Annotated in this window: 9 protein-coding genes; 3 read left to right on the plus strand and 6 right to left on the minus strand. The window is 57.9% G+C overall.

Features of this window, described 5'->3' with window-relative positions:
• Positions 1-261: 261 nt before the first annotated feature.
• From FHR70_RS14895 to FHR70_RS14940, 3 genes are all read left to right on the plus strand, one after another.
• Positions 262-1,614: a calcium-binding protein gene (locus tag FHR70_RS14895; RefSeq protein ID WP_183451430.1), complete on the plus strand. Its 1,353-nt coding sequence runs from the start codon at positions 262-264 to the stop codon at positions 1,612-1,614.
• 640 nt (positions 1,615-2,254) lie between these two features.
• Complete coding sequence (locus FHR70_RS24085; RefSeq protein WP_246408172.1) at positions 2,255-8,788, plus strand: hypothetical protein; 6,534 nt, start codon at positions 2,255-2,257, stop codon at positions 8,786-8,788.
• Between the two features lie 92 nt (positions 8,789-8,880).
• Entirely contained in the window at positions 8,881-12,561 is a 3,681-nt protein-coding gene (locus FHR70_RS14940) for a cadherin domain-containing protein (RefSeq protein ID WP_183451432.1), read from the plus strand.
• Positions 12,562-12,881: 320 nt separating this feature from the next.
• Here the strand turns inward: FHR70_RS14940 and FHR70_RS24365 are convergent, their stop codons facing one another.
• The 6 genes from FHR70_RS24365 to FHR70_RS14970 all read right to left on the minus strand — a co-directional run bounded on the left by FHR70_RS24365 (position 12,882) and on the right by FHR70_RS14970 (position 18,577).
• Complete coding sequence (locus FHR70_RS24365; RefSeq protein WP_183451434.1) at positions 12,882-14,189, minus strand: calcium-binding protein; 1,308 nt, start codon at positions 14,187-14,189, stop codon at positions 12,882-12,884.
• 205 nt (positions 14,190-14,394) lie between these two features.
• Entirely contained in the window at positions 14,395-15,651 is a 1,257-nt protein-coding gene (locus FHR70_RS14950) for a molybdopterin molybdotransferase MoeA (protein WP_183451436.1), read from the minus strand.
• The gene (gene moaC, locus FHR70_RS14955; RefSeq protein ID WP_183451437.1) at positions 15,648-16,124 is read right to left on the minus strand and encodes a cyclic pyranopterin monophosphate synthase MoaC; all 477 of its coding nucleotides are present in this window, start codon (positions 16,122-16,124) and stop codon (positions 15,648-15,650) included. Before moaC ends, FHR70_RS14950 begins: the two co-directional genes overlap by 4 nt.
• A complete protein-coding gene (gene trpC / locus FHR70_RS14960; RefSeq protein ID WP_183451439.1) occupies positions 16,121-16,921 on the minus strand; it encodes an indole-3-glycerol phosphate synthase TrpC in 801 nt (266 codons plus the stop codon). The genes moaC and trpC overlap by 4 nt, the downstream gene beginning before the upstream one ends.
• 7 nt (positions 16,922-16,928) lie before the next feature.
• Complete coding sequence (trpD, locus tag FHR70_RS14965; RefSeq protein ID WP_183451441.1) at positions 16,929-17,942, minus strand: anthranilate phosphoribosyltransferase; 1,014 nt, start codon at positions 17,940-17,942, stop codon at positions 16,929-16,931.
• Between the two features lie 5 nt (positions 17,943-17,947).
• Entirely contained in the window at positions 17,948-18,577 is a 630-nt protein-coding gene (locus FHR70_RS14970; RefSeq protein WP_183451444.1) for an anthranilate synthase component II, read from the minus strand.
• Between the last annotated feature and the right edge of the window lie 13 nt (positions 18,578-18,590).

Here is an 18,590-nt window from a genome sequence, read left to right on the forward strand (position 1 = left end):
GCAAGTGCGCTGCTCAGGTTGTAGTGAAAGTACTGCGCCAGCTAGGCTGTTTTTTTAGCATTATTGGCTTAGGCCCGCTTCAGGGCGATCATTAATCTCGACATTGTTACGGAGTTCAGAGTTGCTTTTCCGCACACTCCTTTGATACATATTAACGTATCGTTACTTCGGGCAGAGGGCAGAATGGCTGTTGAATCCGCTATTTCAAAAGTTGTTAGTCGAGACGACAATTCTGCAAGAACGTCTGCAACTTCTGTCGCCGTGCTGGCTCCGGGAGCGAATTGGACCGGTACCGATGTCGACGAAATCCACACCGGCACCGAAAACGATGACACTCTTGATGGGGCCGGTGGAAACGACCAGCTCTCCGGCGGAGCAGGAAACGATACTCTCAAAGGCGGCGACGGTCTCGATACGCTCACCGGCGGCTTGGGGCGCGACCTCATGGAGGGCGGATTAGGCTTCGATTTCGCTTCGTATGCACAGGCGACAGGTGGACTGACGATCTCGCTTTCCAGCCCGGTCCTGAACACGGGGGAAGCGGCAGGTGACCTTTACGACAGTATCCAGGGGGTCATCGGTTCGGCCTTCAACGATTGGATCATGGGAAGCCTCGACCACGATCATCTCATCGGCGGCGAGGGCAGCGACACTCTCGATGGCAGTGCCGGCATTGACACGCTCGAGGGAGGCGCTGGCGACGATGTGTATATCGATCCTTTCGGCGACGTCATCATCGACAGCGGCGGCATCGATACGATCCGGACGAGCAGAAGCCATTCTCTCGCGGACAACTCGACCATTGAAAACCTCGTGGCGCTCGATCCCGCCGGAAGTGCTGCGTTGAACCTGACCGGCAACAGCTCGAATAACGTTCTGATCGGTAACCGGGGAGGCAATATCCTTGATGGAGGGAGCGGAGCCGACACTCTGGTGGGCGGTCTTGGTGACGATGTCTACAGGGTTGACCAGCAGGGAGATCAGATCAGGGATGCCGTCTCCGGGGGCTTCGATATCGTCCTTGCGTCCTCGTCGTATTTTCTCGCGAGAGACGCCGAGATCGAGGTGCTGAAATTTGAGGATGTTGCCAGTGAAGCATCTTACAATCTCGGCGGCTCCGATTCATCCAACGTGATCACCGGCAATGCTGGGAAAAATCTGCTTAGAGGATATGGTGGGCACGATATCATCCAGGCAGGAGCCGGCAAGGATGTGATCTATGGCGGCACCGGCAATGACACTCTGTTTGGCGGTGCGGGCTCGGACAGGCTCTATGGCGAAGCGGGCCGCGACACCTTCGTGTTCGACACTAGGCCAAACAAATCGAATCTCGATCGGATCTACAAGTACAATCCAAAGGACGATACGATCTGGCTCGACAATGCGGTGTTCACCAAGCTCGGAAAGGGCACTCTGTCGAAGCCGCAGAAGCTGAAATCCAGCATGTTCGCGCTCGACAGCAAGGCCAAAGATTCATCTGACAGGATCCTCTATGACAAGAAAACCGGTTCCCTTTATTATGACAGGGACGGCACAGGTTCGGCAGCGAAGATCAAGATTGCGACTTTGGATAAGAAGCTCAAAATCTCCTACCACGATTTCTTCGTGATATGATGGGGTCCTATGCAGGTGACCAGCACGTCGGGGCAGTGACCGACATTCCCAGCTATGGATCGAGTGAGCTGTTTCTATTGACGGGAAACTGCTCTCTTTTCTTTGCTTGTTCGTATTTCTGACAAGCAGAGCATCCTGCCGAATGCCCTCTTACTAGATCCCCCATAAGCTGGCTGCGGACACTTCCGGAAATCGAGGGTCCCTCAAAGGACGGATTTGGAGTCCTGACTCCTTTCGATAAAGAAGTTTTCTTGAAAATAATCCTATAAGAAATTCGTGTGCCGTGATGCACAAGCCTCATATATCCTGATGATGTCAATAATCTGAGACAATACAAAAGGTCGTTCTTGTCCAAGAAAATATAAATAATAACTATTATTAGGATAATAATCTTAAAATATGATTGTTGAGATTGACTAAAGAAGAAGAAGCTAAATCCAGACGACCCGCGTGAAAAGGCAGGGCTATATTCTTAGCGTATCATAAAACGACTGAGGCGAAGACCTGGATCAGTCGGTGGTTCGACGCCAAGCGGTCCTCGTAAACCATAACACCAAAGATGCTTAAGGGGAGTTTACTCATGGAAAGAAACCTTGTATCAATGATGTAGTATAACGTTAAATTACCCGTAAGGTGCACTATGGCGACCCGCTTCGATGGCGAAATCACCTTCAGCTCAAACAATGCGCATGGCACGCAGCCGAAGGTAAAGGCCTTGCCGAACGGCGGCTACGTGGTGGTTTATCAGAGTGATTTCGAAGGGCAGGACGTCTGGTTCGAGTTTCGTGACGCTCTGGGGCGCGTCACGAACAATTCCCGCACTTTCGCCCAGTCCGGTGATCAAGTCGATCACGACGTCGCCGTCCTGACGAATGGGGATGTCGTCATCTTGTGGCGGGATACGGCTTTTAACGACATCAAGGGGCGTCGCTTCGCGCCCGACGGCGCGGTAAAGTCCGACGAGTTCTTTGTGCGCGACGTCGATGAAACTCAGCTGTCCCCATCCGTCATAGCGCTTGCCGACGGAGGATTTGCGACTTTGATGGCGTCGAAGCCGCCGGAGCAAATGAGTGCCTATGCGGTCAATGTCGGCCTTTTTAATGTGGACGGAACCCTGCGCTCCAACTTGCTGATACCTGGTGGGATCAACCCCCAGACTGGCCCTGTTCCTATGAGAGATCCGCAGATAGTGCAGCGTCCGAATGGGCAGCTCACTGTAAGCTGGGAATATGGCGGAGATACGCGCTTCCGAAGCTATCTTCCCGACGGAAGGGCTGCTTCGGCTGAAGAAATTTTGGCCGGTGGCGCTGGGGGCCAAGGTTCAACCGCGCTGGCATCTCTTTCGAATGGGAATCTCGTTGCTGCTTTCATCGATACGGGTGCTGTGCCCGGGCAGTCGCTTCTTCGGGGTCGTATAATTGGGTCATCGACCAATCTCGACTTCAAGATGACCGATAGTGGGGAGTATGCCGAGCCTTCGGTCGCTGTTCTAACCGATGGACGCTTTGTTGTCGCTGTCATGCATCGCGTTACCGCGACCGACAAATGGAGCATCCGTGCTCAGGTATTCGACGCGAATGGAACGCCGAGCGCGGGCGAGGCGGAGTTCGTCGTCAACGCCCCCTCCGCTGGATCGGCGGTTTCGCCGAGTATTAGCGTTCTTCGGGACGGGCGCTTCATGGTCGCGTGGTCCGAGGAGGGTGTGGGTGAGACCCACATCGCTAAAGGGCAGGTCTTCGACGCGCGCGCATCCGGCGTCGTGGTCAACGGAACATCCGGCAACGATATCTATGTCGCATCGTCCTATGGTGGCGACGAGCTGTATGGCAACGGCGGCGATGACCTTCTGATCGATCTAGAAAGCCGCGGGATTTCCACCCAAGCGGGCGACAAATATGACGGCGGTGCGAACATCGACACTGTCAGCTATGAACGGGTGGGCGCCGGCGTCACGGCAAGCTTAGCGGATTTCGGTGCCCGCAACTCTGGAGCCGCTTTCGGAGATTCCTATTACAATGTCGAGAATCTCAAAGGCAGCGCCTATGGCGACGAGCTGCACGGGGATGGTAAGTCTAACACGCTTACGGGCGGGCAGGGTGATGACGTGCTCTATGGGGGAGCAGGCTCCGTAGGAGATCGGTTTGTAGGCGGGGCCGGAATCGATACAGTCACCTTTGCATATTCCACTGCCGGTGTAGGGGTCGCGATCAATCTCGACGACCCATCGGAAAACGCCGGGGAGGCCTCCGGCGATGTCTATGAGAGCATCGAGATCTTTGTCGGGAGTGACTGGGACGATCATTTCGTTGCCGGCCTTGATAGTACATTCCACGGCGGAAAGGGGAATGATGTCGCCATCGGTAGTCATCTCAACGACAAGTTTTACGGCGAGAGCGGAAACGATGATCTGAGGGGCTATTTCGGGAATGACACCCTCGAGGGCGGTTTAGGATCTGATATCCTTTATGGCGAGGACGGAGACGATACCCTTGATGGAGGTGGTGAGAACGACATTCTCCGTGGCGGCGCCGGTACTGACAGCCTCGTCGGCGGAACTGGCAATGACATTCTAGTCGGCGGATTGGGCGCGGACAGGCTGATCGGCGGAGACGGCACTCAGGACATGGCACTCTACGAGGGTGCGCAAGGTGTCATCGCCAACATGACGGACCGCTCCAAAAATACGGGTGAGGCCGCGGGCGATACCTATGATGGTATCGAGAACCTCGCCGGAACTGCCTTCAACGACATTCTGACAGGTGCTACGGGTTTCAATGGGCTCTTCGGTCAGGCCGGTAACGACACGCTTGAAGGCATGGACGGCGATGACGATCTGATCGGCGGGGCCGGCGCGGACAAGCTCGACGGCGGGTCCGGCAACGATTGGGCGATCTATCGTGACGCGAAGGCGGATGCGAACGGCAACGGCGTTCGCATCAACCTCAAGACGAACCAGCATGCCGGTGACGAGGCGCTGGGCGACGAGCTGATCAGCATCGAGAATGTGCGCGGATCCGCGCACAGGGATATTCTCATCGGAAACGCGGCGGCGAACCGACTTGAAGGAGGTAACGGCGACGATTGGCTCTATGGCGGTGCCGGTACTGCTGGCGACACGCTTGTCGGCGGTGGGCAGTGGAACTATGCCACCTATGAGTACTCTACCGATACCAACGGCATCGTGCTCGATCTCCTCAATCGCGCCAACGATGCCGGTGAAGCCAAAGGCGACGTGTTCATAGAGATCACCGCATATGGCGGCACGAACTTTTCCGACCGTATTGTCGGATTGAACAGCTATAACGAGTTTAACGGAAACGGTGGCAATGACACTCTGATTGGTGGTACCAGTGGCGACTACCTGAATGGCGGTGATCACGCTGACAAGCTCATCGGCGGCGCGGGCGCAGATGTTCTCGTCGGTGGCGACGGGAATGACTCAGCGTCGTATGAGAATGCCTCGGCAGGCGTGAAGGCTTACCTCGATCCGACCAAAGGGACGAACACGGGCGATGCCGCAGGCGATCAATATCATTCCATCGAGAATTTGATTGGCTCTGCACACGCTGACCAGCTCTGGGGTAACGGAGCGGGCAACGTCTTGGAGGGGCGAGACAACAACGATGCCCTCTACGGGTTGAACGGCAATGACACGTTGATAGGTGGAAAGGGCGACGATATCCTGAGCGGCGGCGAAGGCAGCGATGTCCTGGACGGCGGTGATGGACACGATACGTACTATATCGATAGCAGCGATACAGCAATCGACAGTGGCGCCAGCGGCGACAGGGATACGGTGATTGCGGTTGCCAGTGGATCGTACCTCCTCGGGGAGGGTATCGAAGACGGTCGCATCGGCACAGGAGTCTCTGGTGTTACTTTGACCGGCAGCAATTCAGAGAACGTTCTAGACGGCAATGAGATAGATAATACTCTCGCCGGAGCCGGAGGAAATGATCTCATTCGAGGGCTTCACGGCAACGATGTCCTCTATGGCGATGAGGGCGATGATACTGTCGATGGTGGCGAGGGAGATGATCGTCTCTATGGGGGAGAGGGTAACGATTCTCTCTATGGGGGCGAGAACGACGACATCCTGATCGGCGGAAGCGGTGAGAACACCCTCGTCGGTGGTGACGGGCACGATACTTTACGGGCCGGCAACGGTACGAATACGATTCAAGGCGGCTCCGGCAACGACGTGTACTATGTCGGCAAAGGGGACAATGTCGAGATCGACGAGTCTGGCATCGATACGGCTTATGTCTATCGCTTCACCTTCGGCGATGACACGGTGGCGCTCAACGACTACATCAGGGATCTTCGCGACAATAAGGCGATCGAAAACGTCGAGATTGTCGACGGTCTCGAAGAGGAGGGTACCGACGGTGACGATACACTCGAAGGGTCGGAAGGGAACGATACCCTCGATGGCGGCAGGGGCAATGACAGCATCAACGGCCATGGCGGGGACGACAGCCTGATCGGCGGCGACGGCAACGACACGCTCAACGGCGGTGAAGGCAACGACACCCTCGACGGCGGCGTCGGCGACGATGTTGTCAATGGCAACCAGGGTGAAGACGTTCTTTACGGCAGCGAAGGAAACGACACCCTGAGCGGCGGCGCCAACAACGACACCCTGAACGGCGGCGATGACAACGACAGCCTCGTCGGCGGCGACGGTGACGACAGCCTCGATGGCGGCGTGGGAGACGATACGCTCGAAGGTGGCCTGGGCCATGACACGCTCGAAGGCGGCCTGGGCAACGACTCCATGGTCGGTGGCGATGGCGACGATGTGTATTACATCCGCCAGGAGGAGGATTCTGTCGTCGAGACGATAGAAGCATCGGGCGGCACAGATAAGGCCTACATCTTCATCAGCGAGTATGCGCTGAACGATACGATCGGTATCGAAATCCTTGAGGTTGGTGAGGGAGTGGATTTCGATGTCACTCTCGATGGCAACAGCCTGAACAACACGATCATCGGCGGTGTCGGCAACGACTCCCTGACCGGCGGTGAGGGTGACGACGTCCTCAAGGGAGGCGACGGAGGGATCGATACGCTCCGTGGCGGTGCCGGCAACGACGTCTATTACGCTGGCGCGGAAGACATCATCGATGACGAATCCGGCATCGACACCTTGATGGTGGTCACGTCCGGCACCCACGGCCTCGAAGGTCATGATGAGGTCGAAATCCTGAAGGCTGAGGCCGGTGTCGAGAATATCTGGCTCGTCGGTCGCCCGGCTGGCGCCAACAATTCGACCCATCTGATTGGCAACGAGCTTGCGAATACGCTCGAAAGCGGAGGTGCCAACGAGACGCTGGAAGGCGGCGAGGGTGACGACGTCTATATCGTGACCTCGCTCACTGCTACCATCAATGAGAACGGCACCAGTAATGGCGATGCCATCGTCCTGCGTGGTGACTTCGAAACGGAAGCCGGCCTGTCGGTTTATATCATGGCTGATGGTGTCGAGATCCTTGATGCTCAAGACGCGACAGGGCTTGAAGCGATTCTCGGGAACCAGCTGTCGAATACGATTTATGGCAATAACTCGGGCGTTGCGCTCGTTGGCGGAGAAGGAAACGACACCTACTATGTCGGTATTGGCGACAAGGTTACCGAGGGTGCTGGGGAGGGAGCCACTGATACTGTCATCGTCTCAGGGAGCATTTACGCCCTGGAGGAGAACTCCGAGGTCGAGATCCTGAAGGCGGCTGAGGGTACCCGTGCGATCCACCTGTTCGGCAACAACCTCAGCAACCATCTTATCGGCAACGACGGCAGAAACTATCTGCATGGTGGTGCCGGTGGGCCTGACCGCTTCGAGGGCGGTGACGGCAACGATACCTACATCTTCTCCAGTACAGGCGATGATCTTTCAGCAGCCGACACCGGCGGCGACATGGATGTTGCCTATATTTGGGATGATCTCTTCGAAGGAAAAGCGGCCGAGGCCGACCTGTTCGAAGCCTATCTCAAGTCGATGGGCATCGACTATGTCTATCGGAATATTACGCCGCCGCCACCGCCATCGGATGGGCAAGGCGAGGGCGACCCAACCGATATTGCACTGAGTTCCTACGAGATCGCCGAGGACGCCGGGGCCCTCGCCATCGTCGGCGTGCTGAGCGCGACCGATAGCGTCCACGGACCCTTCAAGTACAGTCTTGTCGGTGATGCGGATGAGAAGTTCGAAGTCATCCGACTGACCAGCGGACCGGCCGCCGGACAATGGGTGCTCAGGCTGCGCGAAGGCGCTACCCTGGACTTCGAGACCAACGAGTTCCACTTCGTCGACATCGAGGTGACCGATATCGATGGGAACCAGTATACCGAGAGAAATATCCAAATCGGTGTGATCGACCGTCCGGAAGAGCCTGGCGGTAATAAACTGCCCGTTGTTGCATTTGACGCTACAACCGTCCGCGAGCATGCTAATGCGGGTACGACAGTTGGCGTTTTCTCAGCAACAGATGAGGATGGCGATCCACTTACTTATACTCTTGTCGACAATGCCGATGGTCGTTTTGTTCTCGATGGACAGAGGCTTAAGGTTGTAGACAACACTCGAATTGATTTCGAAGACATACGTCAGCTCAAGGTATCTATCCGTGTTTCCGATGGAAAAGAGAGCGTCACAAAGGATTTCGATATCGGTGTGCGCAATGTCGCGATTGAAAACGTCACTGGAACAGCGGATGCCAATACTATCAGAGGTGGGGCTCGTAACGACATCCTGAACGGAGCAGGTGGTAATGACGTGCTGATCGGCGGCCAAGGAGCTGACCGCCTTATCGGTGGGCTCGGCAACGATCAACTGACCGGTGGCTTCGGTAAGGATACTTTCGTATTCAATCAACAGGCTGGTGATCTCAACAAAGATACTATCACCGACTTCAACGTTGCGGATGATAGGATCGACTTGGCGCGAAGCATGTTTACGGCCTTTGGTGTAAGTGATGTTGGTGGTCTTAAGTCAACAGCATTCACTATTGGCTCTCATGCAGCGACAACTGAGCATCGGATTATCTATGACCAGACAACCGGAGTTCTATCTTACGATGCTGATGGCTCAGGCGGCAGCTTTACTTCGCTCGAATTCGCAACCCTAAGTACCAAGCCCAACAATCTTACGAACACGAGTTTCTTCATCGTGTAACGAGAGTGCAGTAGAGAGGGTCTTCACAGGGCCCTCTCATGACGCTATATAATAACTTTATATCGTAACATAAAATTGGCAGGAGCCGGATAATGGCTTTCAATCTCACCATCAAGTCAATCCCCAATGCGCAGACCGGCGCCTCGCAAGGCAACCCTGATAACGTCAATGATCCATACTCTGTCCAGATCAATGAAAACGTTGGGGCAGGTACTGTCATCGGACGCATCGAGGGCTGGGAGGCATCATGGCCTGTGACCGGCCAGTTGACTTTTTCAGTTCGGGGCGATGATCGCTACGAGGTGATCGGAGACCGCATCAATGGCTTCTTCCTGGTAGTAAAGGACGGTGGGCCTACAAGGTTTGACTACGAAGATCCTGAAGGACCAATTCACGGTCAGATCACAGTAGACGTATTTGCTCCTGGTCAGGCCGAAACTGTCCACGAAGGCGTTTACGATGTCTATCTCAAAGATATCGTAAACGAAGGAGGGACGCTCAACCAGCCTCCGTCCGCGCCTGTTGTGCAGGATAGTGTCGTCGCGACGATTAATGAAAACCAGGCGGGCGGTGCGTCGTTCAACATAGCCCGTGTACTGTCCTCCGACGATAACGTCGGCGGCACCACCTTGTCCTATGAGTTTGTTGCTAATCCGGGTGGCCTGTTCTCGATCAACAGCGCCACCGGCCAGATCACCTTCACCGGTTCGGCGCAGGACTACGAGAACAATCCCAACCTGAAGACCGAGGGCAACCTCAAGTACTTCGAACTTCAGGTGCGGGCGAAGGAGAGCGGTGCCGGCGGCCTGACATCGACCGCTACAACGATCAAGGTCTACCTCAACGACGTCAACGAGAAGCCCACGGGCATCAGCTACACTGTCAACAATGCTCTCTCAGAGAATGCAGCTGCCGGCGATGCCTTCACGGGTTCGGCCACGGTTGACGATCCGGACGGTCCTGCCCAAAACGGCAACTTTGCCTATGCTCTGGTCAATGCGCAGGGCAACCCGATCACTGCGACGAACTTTTCCGTCAATGCCACGACTGGAGCGATTACGGTCGGTCCTTCCGGCTTGCCTGATATCGCCACGACCACGAATTATACTGTCTATGTCAGGGTGACGGATAAGAATGGAAGTGGGCTGTCCCATGTCCAACCCGTCACGGTCACGGTCAATCCTGTCGCAACACCGAACCAGCCTCCGTCTGCGCCTGTGGTGCAGGACGGAGGAGTGGTCGCGACGATCAACGAGAACCAGGCGGGCGGTGCGTCGTTCAACATAGCCCGTGTACTGTCCTCCGACGATAACGTCGGCGGCACCACCTTGTCCTATGAGTTTGTTGCTAATCCGGGTGGCCTGTTCTCGATCAACAGCGCCACCGGCCAGATCACCTTCACCGGTTCGGCGCAGGACTACGAGAACAATCCCAACCTGAAGACCGAGGGCAACCTCAAGTACTTCGAACTTCAGGTGCGGGCGAAGGAGAGCGGCACAGGCGGTCAGCTGTCACCGATCACTACAATCAAGGTCTATCTCAACAACGTCAACGAGGCGCCGAACACTCCAACCTATACGAGCGGTGGGCCAATCAGCGAGTCTGAGCAGAACGGCCATGTGGTGGGCACTCTGACAGCTACCGACCCGGACGGGACGACGCCTAGCTTCGTCTTTGAGGAAACTTCAGGGCTGATCAGCGCGGATGGCGCATTCCGAATTACCCAGACGCCACAGGGAATCTGGCAGATCGTCGTGCACGATGCGAGCAAGATCCAGGTCTCCCCGGGCGGTGGAACATTCACCCACCATGTACGCGCCTCGGACGGAACGTTGCAGTCGAGCGGTAGTGCAACGGTATCGATCTTCGTCAACGATTCTACAGTCAACACGCCTCCGTCTGCACCTGTCGTGCAGAATGCAGGAGCGGTCGCGACGATCAATGAAAACCAGGCTGGAAACCCGACGGCGCTCAGTATTGCCGCAGTTCTATCAAGTGACGACAATATCGGCGGCACGACGCTGCAATATGAGCTTGTTACCAATCCGGGCGGCTTGTTCTCGATCAACAACTCTGGCCAGATCACCTTCACCGGTTCGGCGCAGAATTTCGAGAGCAACAACCTTCTGAAAACCGAAGGCAATCTGAAGTACTTCGAGCTTCAGGTGCGGGCGAAGGAGAGCGGTGCAGGCGGCCTGCAGTCACCGATCACTACGATCAAGGTCTATCTCAACGACGTCAACGAGGCGGCAGCATCCATCACATTCTCCGAACCGTCCGGCACGATCCAAGCGGGCGTGACCGGAGCTGGTGCTGACGTTGTCGTGGCCACGGCTATCGATCCGGATACGGCTTCGGCCTATCAAAACAATCGGTATCGGCTTCTTGGCAATTCAAACGGTCTGTTCCAGATCGATGAGGTGACTGGGGAGATCACCACAGCCCGCGCTGTGACGGCGAGCGATGTAGGGCTGAAGAACTTGATTGTGGAGGCCTATGACGGCCCCCTCGTTTCGGGCCGGTTCAGCGTCAACGTCACAGTCCACGAAGCGGGCAACCTCCCGCCGGTCATCTCCGGGGCTGCGAATCCGGTTGTGAAAACGACATCAGATCGAACTGACATTCAACCGTTCTCGGGTCTGAAGATCACAGACACAGATTCCAACCTTCTCACTGTTGTCGTAAAAATGGACGATCCTTCGAAGGGGTCGTTCATTGGGAGCGGAGATTATGACAGAAGTGCCGGTACCTACACGATCGAAGGAACGGCGCTGTTCGTCACAAACGCACTGAAGGCTCTCATTTTCAATGCGCGGGATAAAGCGCCTGGATCGGCCGCCGAGGCGACAAATTTCACGATTACCGTCGACGACAATGACAATGGAGTTACCACAAACACGAACGTCAGCGTGAATGCCGAGGCTCCTGCCGTTCAACCACAGAACCAAGGGCCGAACGACATCGTTGTCCTGAGCGGTGGGACAGTGGCGGAACTCACCGGATCGGGTGTTCCCGTGGCAACGCTCGGCGCAACGGATCCCAATGACACGGGAGGCTTTGTCTACTCCCTCGTCAATCCGGATGGCCGGTTCGCGATCAGTGGCAACCAGCTCGTCGTCGCCAACGGCGTCATGCTCGACTTCGAGCAGGCGACATCTCACACGGTGAGAGTGCGTGTAACGGACAAGAACGGCACCGGTCTCTCCTATGAGGAAAACATCACCATCGGCGTCACGGATGTGACCCAGGAGAGGATGACGGCCGCCATGGCCAGCCCCCTCAACGACGTGATCAAGGGCAATAAGACCAAGAACTATAAGGACGTCTTCTATGGCGGTGCCGGCAATGACAAGCTCTGGGGCGGGTACGGCAACGACACGCTCTGGGGTGGCACGGGCAAGGACGTGTTCGTGTTCGACGGCAAGCTCGGCACGTCCAAGACGGATCGCAAGGTCAACTTCGACACGATCAAGGACTACAGCGTGAAGGACGACTCGATCTGGCTGGAGAACACCTTGTTCAAGAGCAACAAGTCGCTTTACGCAGCGATCAAGAAGGGCACCGAGACCAAGCCGGTGAAACTGGCGAGCAAGTTCTTCACTGTGGGGGACAAGGCGAAGCAAGCGGACGACTACTTCGTTTATGACACGAAGAAGCGCGTGCTCTACTACGACGCCGATGGCTCTGGGTCGAAGGCTGCGATCGAACTGGCAACCTTCACCAACAACAAGGCCTTGAAGAACTTCAAGGCTGGTGAGCTCTTCTTTATCTAACGTAAGATACGTTATATTAGACAACATCAGGCCGGCCTTCCTGCAAGGGAGGCCGGTTTTTCCATGCGTATATCATCGAGCGAGCAGTTGCGAAGGATGGATACGTTTCCAGGCCATGACATGGCGGGCGGATGCAAAGCCATTGAGGCTTTGCGTGATTCCGCGAGCGGCAGAGCCGAGACGAGTGATCAGCCCGGCATGCAAAGAGTCTGGGCGATCACGGTCGGCTGCCAGAGTTTTCCTGCGCCAGTGACAGGCAACAAAAAGCCCGCCTTGGTTATAACCAAGGCGGGCTGCAAACCGTGAGAAGGTGTAAGTTCTCAGACGAGGATGAAGTCTGAAGCCGTCAGCTTGAGGTTCTTGTCGAGCGTGGCGAACTTGATGGCTGCGGCAGCCGTGCCGGTGCCGTCCGCATCGTAGGAGAGGGCGCCGGTCGACTTGTTATAGATGATCCGGTCACCAGCATCCTTCGCTTTTGAGCCGATATAGAAGGCCGACGAGGCGAGCTTGCCGCCGCTGAGGGCGGTGAAGATGTCACGGTCGAGTGCGATCCGATCGTCCTTCGTCGAGAAGCCGATGATCTTGTCGACATTGCTGCCCAAGGCCGTGTCGAAATAGAAGGTGTCCCTTCCTGCGCCGCCAGTGAGCCTGTCGTTTCCGAGCCCACCCCAGAGCTGGTCATTGCCGGCGCCACCATCCAATTGATCAACCCCAAGGCGTCCTTCCAGGATGTCGTTGCCGTTCATGCCCTTGAGGGAGTTCTTGCCGGCATGGCCGATGAGCAGGTTCGCTTTGGCATTACCGGTCAGATTGATCGACTTGCCTCCAGCGGTCTCATCTGCGGCCAAGCCCTCGAGTTTGTCCTTAGAGGACATGGTTGTCGTCTTGGACACCATCCGGCTATCGAGGCCGCCGGTGTCGATGACGATGTCGACTTTCTCGTTGAATTTATAGACGTCGTTGCCGTTGCCGCCCTTAAGAATGTTCGGGCCTTCGCCTCCACCGCCGATCAGGGTGTCGTTGCCCTCACCGCCGTCGAGCACGTCGATGCCATCGCCACCATCGAGATAATCGTTACCTGCGTTACCATAGAGCAGGTCGCGACCGTTTCCGGCTGTGACTCGTTCGCCAGCGGCGCTCCCCACAAAGCGATCATCGTTGATCCTTGTCGTATCGGTATTCATCTCGACCAGAATGGTCTGATTGGCGCGGCTCCATTTTTCAAATACGGTCTTTGAAAGATCGAGGTCGACAGATTCAGAAGCACTAGCAAAGTGAATCATGTCGATGCCAGTCGCGGATCCGACTACCTTCGATACACCGAAAGAGCTGTTGGCGTTATAGCTCAGGGTTGTTGCAAAATTCAGGGGCGCGAATCTTAGGACGTCGATTCCGACGATTGAGTTGAAATGAGCAGAGCCTAAGAGATCGATGGTATCGAATTGCGTATCCGCGAAGTCACCAGCTCCATTAGTTCCATAGATGCTGGTTTGTGACACGCCTGCATTAACCCTGAAAACGTCATCACCATTCAAACCGTTGTAAATTAGCCCATCTTGACCTGATATGAGTGCGATGACATCAAACAGATCGGCATTTTCAGAGCCATTGATGATTTCGACAGCCATTTGTACCCCTTATAAAACTTTAAAGGCCTAGCTTATTTAATATTATATAGTTTCATAATGTGGGTAGTTAAGCAACTGCCATTGCCTGGAACGCACATGTCTATCGTTTGTGGTGGAAAACGCTTGTTAGAAGCCGGTGCCCATTCAGGCCCAAAAGTTCTGTCTCTGCTAAGAGATAATGCTTGTAAAAGTGGCTATGTAGTTCCTAGCAAAACCGCCCCAACCTAATAACCCGGCAGGGCTCCCCTGCGGCCGCCGCCGGAGCGTGCGGCGGTCGGACCAGCAGAGCGTCGGAGCGTTCCAGGATGCTCAGCATGGAAGAATCCTGGAGCAGATGCGGGGTTGCAACCGGCAGCATCACTCGGGTGGGCCCATGAGCGAGGTGCAAGGGCACGTCCTGCAGTGCAAGCGAGGCCCGCATGTAGTCCTGCCGCTCTTTGTTGGGCGGCAGATCCGCTCCGAGGATTGCATCCTCCGCCGGATCCTCGGAGGCTCTCTGGTCGCCCAAGAGGGCACGGATTGCGGGCACGAGGAAGAGGACGGCACAGACGAGGGAGGAGACCGGGTTGCCGGGAAGGCCCAGGAGCAGGGTCGAGCCGAGGCGTCCGTGCATCAGGGGCTTACCCGGCCTCAGGGCCACGCGCCAGAAGCCGAGATTCATGCCCTGGCGGCTCAGGGCCTTCTGCACCAGGTCGTGCTCGCCCACCGAGGCGCCGCCCAGGGTGACGAGGATGTCAGCACCCGCATCGCGCGCGGCCTGAATTCGCTCATCGAGGGATTCGAGGGTATCGCGGGCAATGCCGAGGTCAATGGCTTCGGCTCCGGCTTTCTCGGCCATCAGGATCGTAGCCGGAAGACTTGAGGCGGTGATCTGATCAGGGCCCACAGACTCGCCCGCCCGCACAAGTTCGTCTCCTGTGGCGAGAATGGCAACACGCGGCTTGCGATGAACGGGAAGCACCCCATGGCCCATGGCGGCAGCCAAGGCGACATGGCGGGAATCCAAGCGCAGACCCGCCTGCAGCAGCACATCGCCGGCACGGAAATCGAGCCCGGCCGTGCGGATATGGCGGTCGGGGCGGGGCGCTTCCTTGATCGTCACCCCATCGCCGTTGCGGTCCGCGTCCTCCTGCAGCACCACTGCATCGGCGCCGTCCGGCATGGGGGCGCCTGTGAAGATCCGAATGGCCTCCAGGGAGGCCACAGTTCCAGAATAGCGGGATCCGGCAGCGCTCGTGCCGACCACCTGCAAGGTTATGGGGACCTGCGCGCAATCGGCGCTGCGTACGGCATAGCCATCCATGGCGGAGGCCGGGAAGGGCGGCTGGTCGCGCAGGGCGCTCAGATCCTCGGCAAGGGTGCGCCCCGCGCAGGAGGCGAGGGGGACTTGCTCGGTCTCGAGTGGTTTCTCGACACTCGCCAGCACCCGGGACAGGGCGTCCTCGACCGAAATCAGGCTCATGGCGCCTCGAAATCCCCCGATCGTCCGCCGCTCTTCCGGCGCAGGCGGACGTTCTCGATCCGCATGCCCTTATCGGCAGCCTTCACCATGTCGTAGATTGTCAGGCAGGCGATGGAAACGGCGGTCAGCGCCTCCATCTCGACCCCAGTCTGGCCCGATACCTTCACCTCGGCGCTGACGCGCACGCCGGGAAGGCTCTCGTCGAGGGTGCAGTCCACCCTCACCTTGGAGATGAGGAGGGGGTGGCAGAGCGGAATGAGTTCGTGCGTGCGCTTGGAGGCCATGATTCCGGCAAGGCGCGCCGTGCCCAGAACGTCGCCCTTCTTCGCTTCGCCGTGGCGGATCAGGTCAAGGGTTTCTGCCTCCATGACTACGCATCCCTCGGCGATTGCGGTGCGGGTGGTGACGCCCTTGTCCGAGACGTCGACCATGCTCGCCTGACCCGATGCATCGAGATGCGTGAGCTTCGTCATGCGACCTCGCCGAAAAGGAGCCTGCGGGTGGCCGCCACGACGTCCGCCTGCCGCATCAGGCTCTCGCCCACCAGGAAGGTACGAATATCGACCTTCGTCAGACGCTCGATATCCTGGATTGTGAAGATGCCGCTCTCGCCGACAACGATGCGGTCGGAGGGGATCAGGGGCGCCAGCTCCTCGCTGACATCCAGCGAGACCTCGAACGTGCGAAGATTGCGGTTATTGATGCCGATGAGCTTGGTGCCGAGCGGCAGGGCGCGCTCCAGTTCTGCGCGGTCATGCACTTCGACCAGCACGTCCATGCCGAGGTTGTGAGCTGTGTCGATCAGCGCCCGGGCCTCCTTGTCCGTGACGCTCGCCATGATCACGAGAATGCAGTCGGCACCCCAGGCGCGCGCCTCGTAGACCTGATAGGGTTCGAACAGGAAGTCCTTGCGCAGAGCGGGGAGCCCTGAGGCCTCACGGGCTTGACTGAGATATTCGGGCCTGCCCTGGAAGGATGGCTCGTCGGTGAGGACGGACAGGCATGTGGCGCCGCCTTCGGCATAGGCGCGGGCGAGACTCGGTGGGTCGAAGTCGACGCGGATCAGCCCTTTGGAGGGGCTCGCCTTCTTCACCTCGGCGATGAGCGCAGGCCGCCCTTCGGCAAGGTGTCGCTCTATGGCCTGCGCGAAGCCGCGCGGAGGAGAGGCCTCGCGGGCCTGTCGCTCGATCTCGGCTTGCGGCACGGCGGCCTTGGCGGCTGCAATCTCTCGGCGCTTGTAGGTTTCGATCCGGCTGAGAACGTCGCTCATGGTCTGCTCAACCGTTCGAGACTTGGACGAGACGCTCGAGGGTGGCCTTTGAGGCACCGCTGTCGAGGGCCCGGGACGCGCGCTCAAGGCCGTCGCGCAGGTTGGCAGCCTCGTCCGCCACCACGAGGGAAGCGGCGGCATTGAGCAGAGCGACATCGCGGTATGCTGTGCGGGCCCCGTCGAGAACAGCGTGCAGCTGAGCCGCGTTGTGCTCGGGATCGCCGCCTCGGAGGTCATCCAGGGATGCGGTCGGCAGGCCAACCTCCTCCGGCGTGACGGTGAAACGACGGATGGCGCCATTCTCCAGCGCTGCCACGAAGGTCGGGCCCGTGGTGGTCATCTCGTCAAGGCCGTCGGAGCCGTGCACGGTCCAGACCTTGTGAGAGCCGAGTTCTTTCAGAACTTGCGTGAGAGGCTCAAGCCAAGCCTCTGAGAAGACACCAAGAAGCTGGCGCTTGGCTCCGGCCGGGTTGGCGAGCGGGCCGAGAAGGTTGAAGATCGTGCGCGTGCCAAGCTCCACACGCACCGGGGCCACGTGGCGCATGGCGGCGTGGTGGGTCTGGGCAAACATGAAGCAGAGCTTGGTCTCAGACAGGCAGCGCTCTAGGCCTTCAGGGGTGAGGCCGAGCTTCACACCGAGCGCCGATAGAACGTCCGCCGTGCCTGACTTGGAGGAGGCTGCCCGGTTGCCGTGCTTGGCAACGGGAACACCGCAGGAGGCTACGATGATCGAGGCGAGCGTCGAGATGTTGTAGCTGCCCTTGTGGTCACCGCCGGTGCCGACGATGTCGACGGCTTTCTCGGGAGCGTTGACCCGCAGCATGCGCCCGCGCATGGCGGTAACAGCGCCGATGATCTCGTCGAGGGCTTCGCCCCGAACCCTGAGCGCCATTAGGAAGGCGCCACCCTGAGCGGGAGTGACCTCGCCGGAGAGCAGATCGTCGAAGGCATCCCTGGCCTCATCCCGCGTCAGGGACGCGCCGGTGGCAACCTTGGCGAGGTAGGATTTGAACGATTCCATCGGTTTTACAGTCCTGCTGGGGCGGCTGTGCCGCCGGTCGCGCGGTGCTTGGCGTTCCAATCCGTCGCGAGCTCGAAGAAGTTACGCATGATCGTCACCCCATGCTCCGACAGGATGCTTTCGGGATGGAACTGCACGCCATGGACCGGAAGCGACCGATGGGACAGGCCCATCACGAGTCCGTCTGCGGTCTCTGCGGTGACGAGAAGGTCGTCAGGGCAGCTCTCCCGATCCACGATGAGAGAATGATAACGGGTGGCCTTGAAGGATCCGTTGATGCCCCGGAAGACGGCCTGCCCATTGTGCTCCACCTCCGAGACCTTGCCATGCATGGGCAGAGGGGCTCGTGAGACGGTGCCGCCGAAGACTTGGCCGATCGTCTGAAGGCCCAGGCACACGCCGAAGGTCGGGATCTCGGGCGAGGCGCGCTTCACGAGATCGAGGCAGATTCCCGCGTCATTCGGCGTACCCGGACCGGGTGAGATCACGATGGCATCCGGCCGATGGCTGAGCACCTCGTCCGTGGAGATGGCATCGTTTCGGACCACGTCGACGGACGTGGCGAGAGGGCCGAGCAGATGCACCAGATTCCAGGTGAAGCTGTCGTAGTTGTCGATGACGAGAACGCGGGTCATGGCGCGCCGACGT

Origin of the sequence: Microvirga lupini, assembly GCF_014191055.1 — a bacterium.
Classification (GTDB): Bacteria; Pseudomonadota; Alphaproteobacteria; order Rhizobiales; family Beijerinckiaceae; genus Microvirga; species Microvirga lupini_A.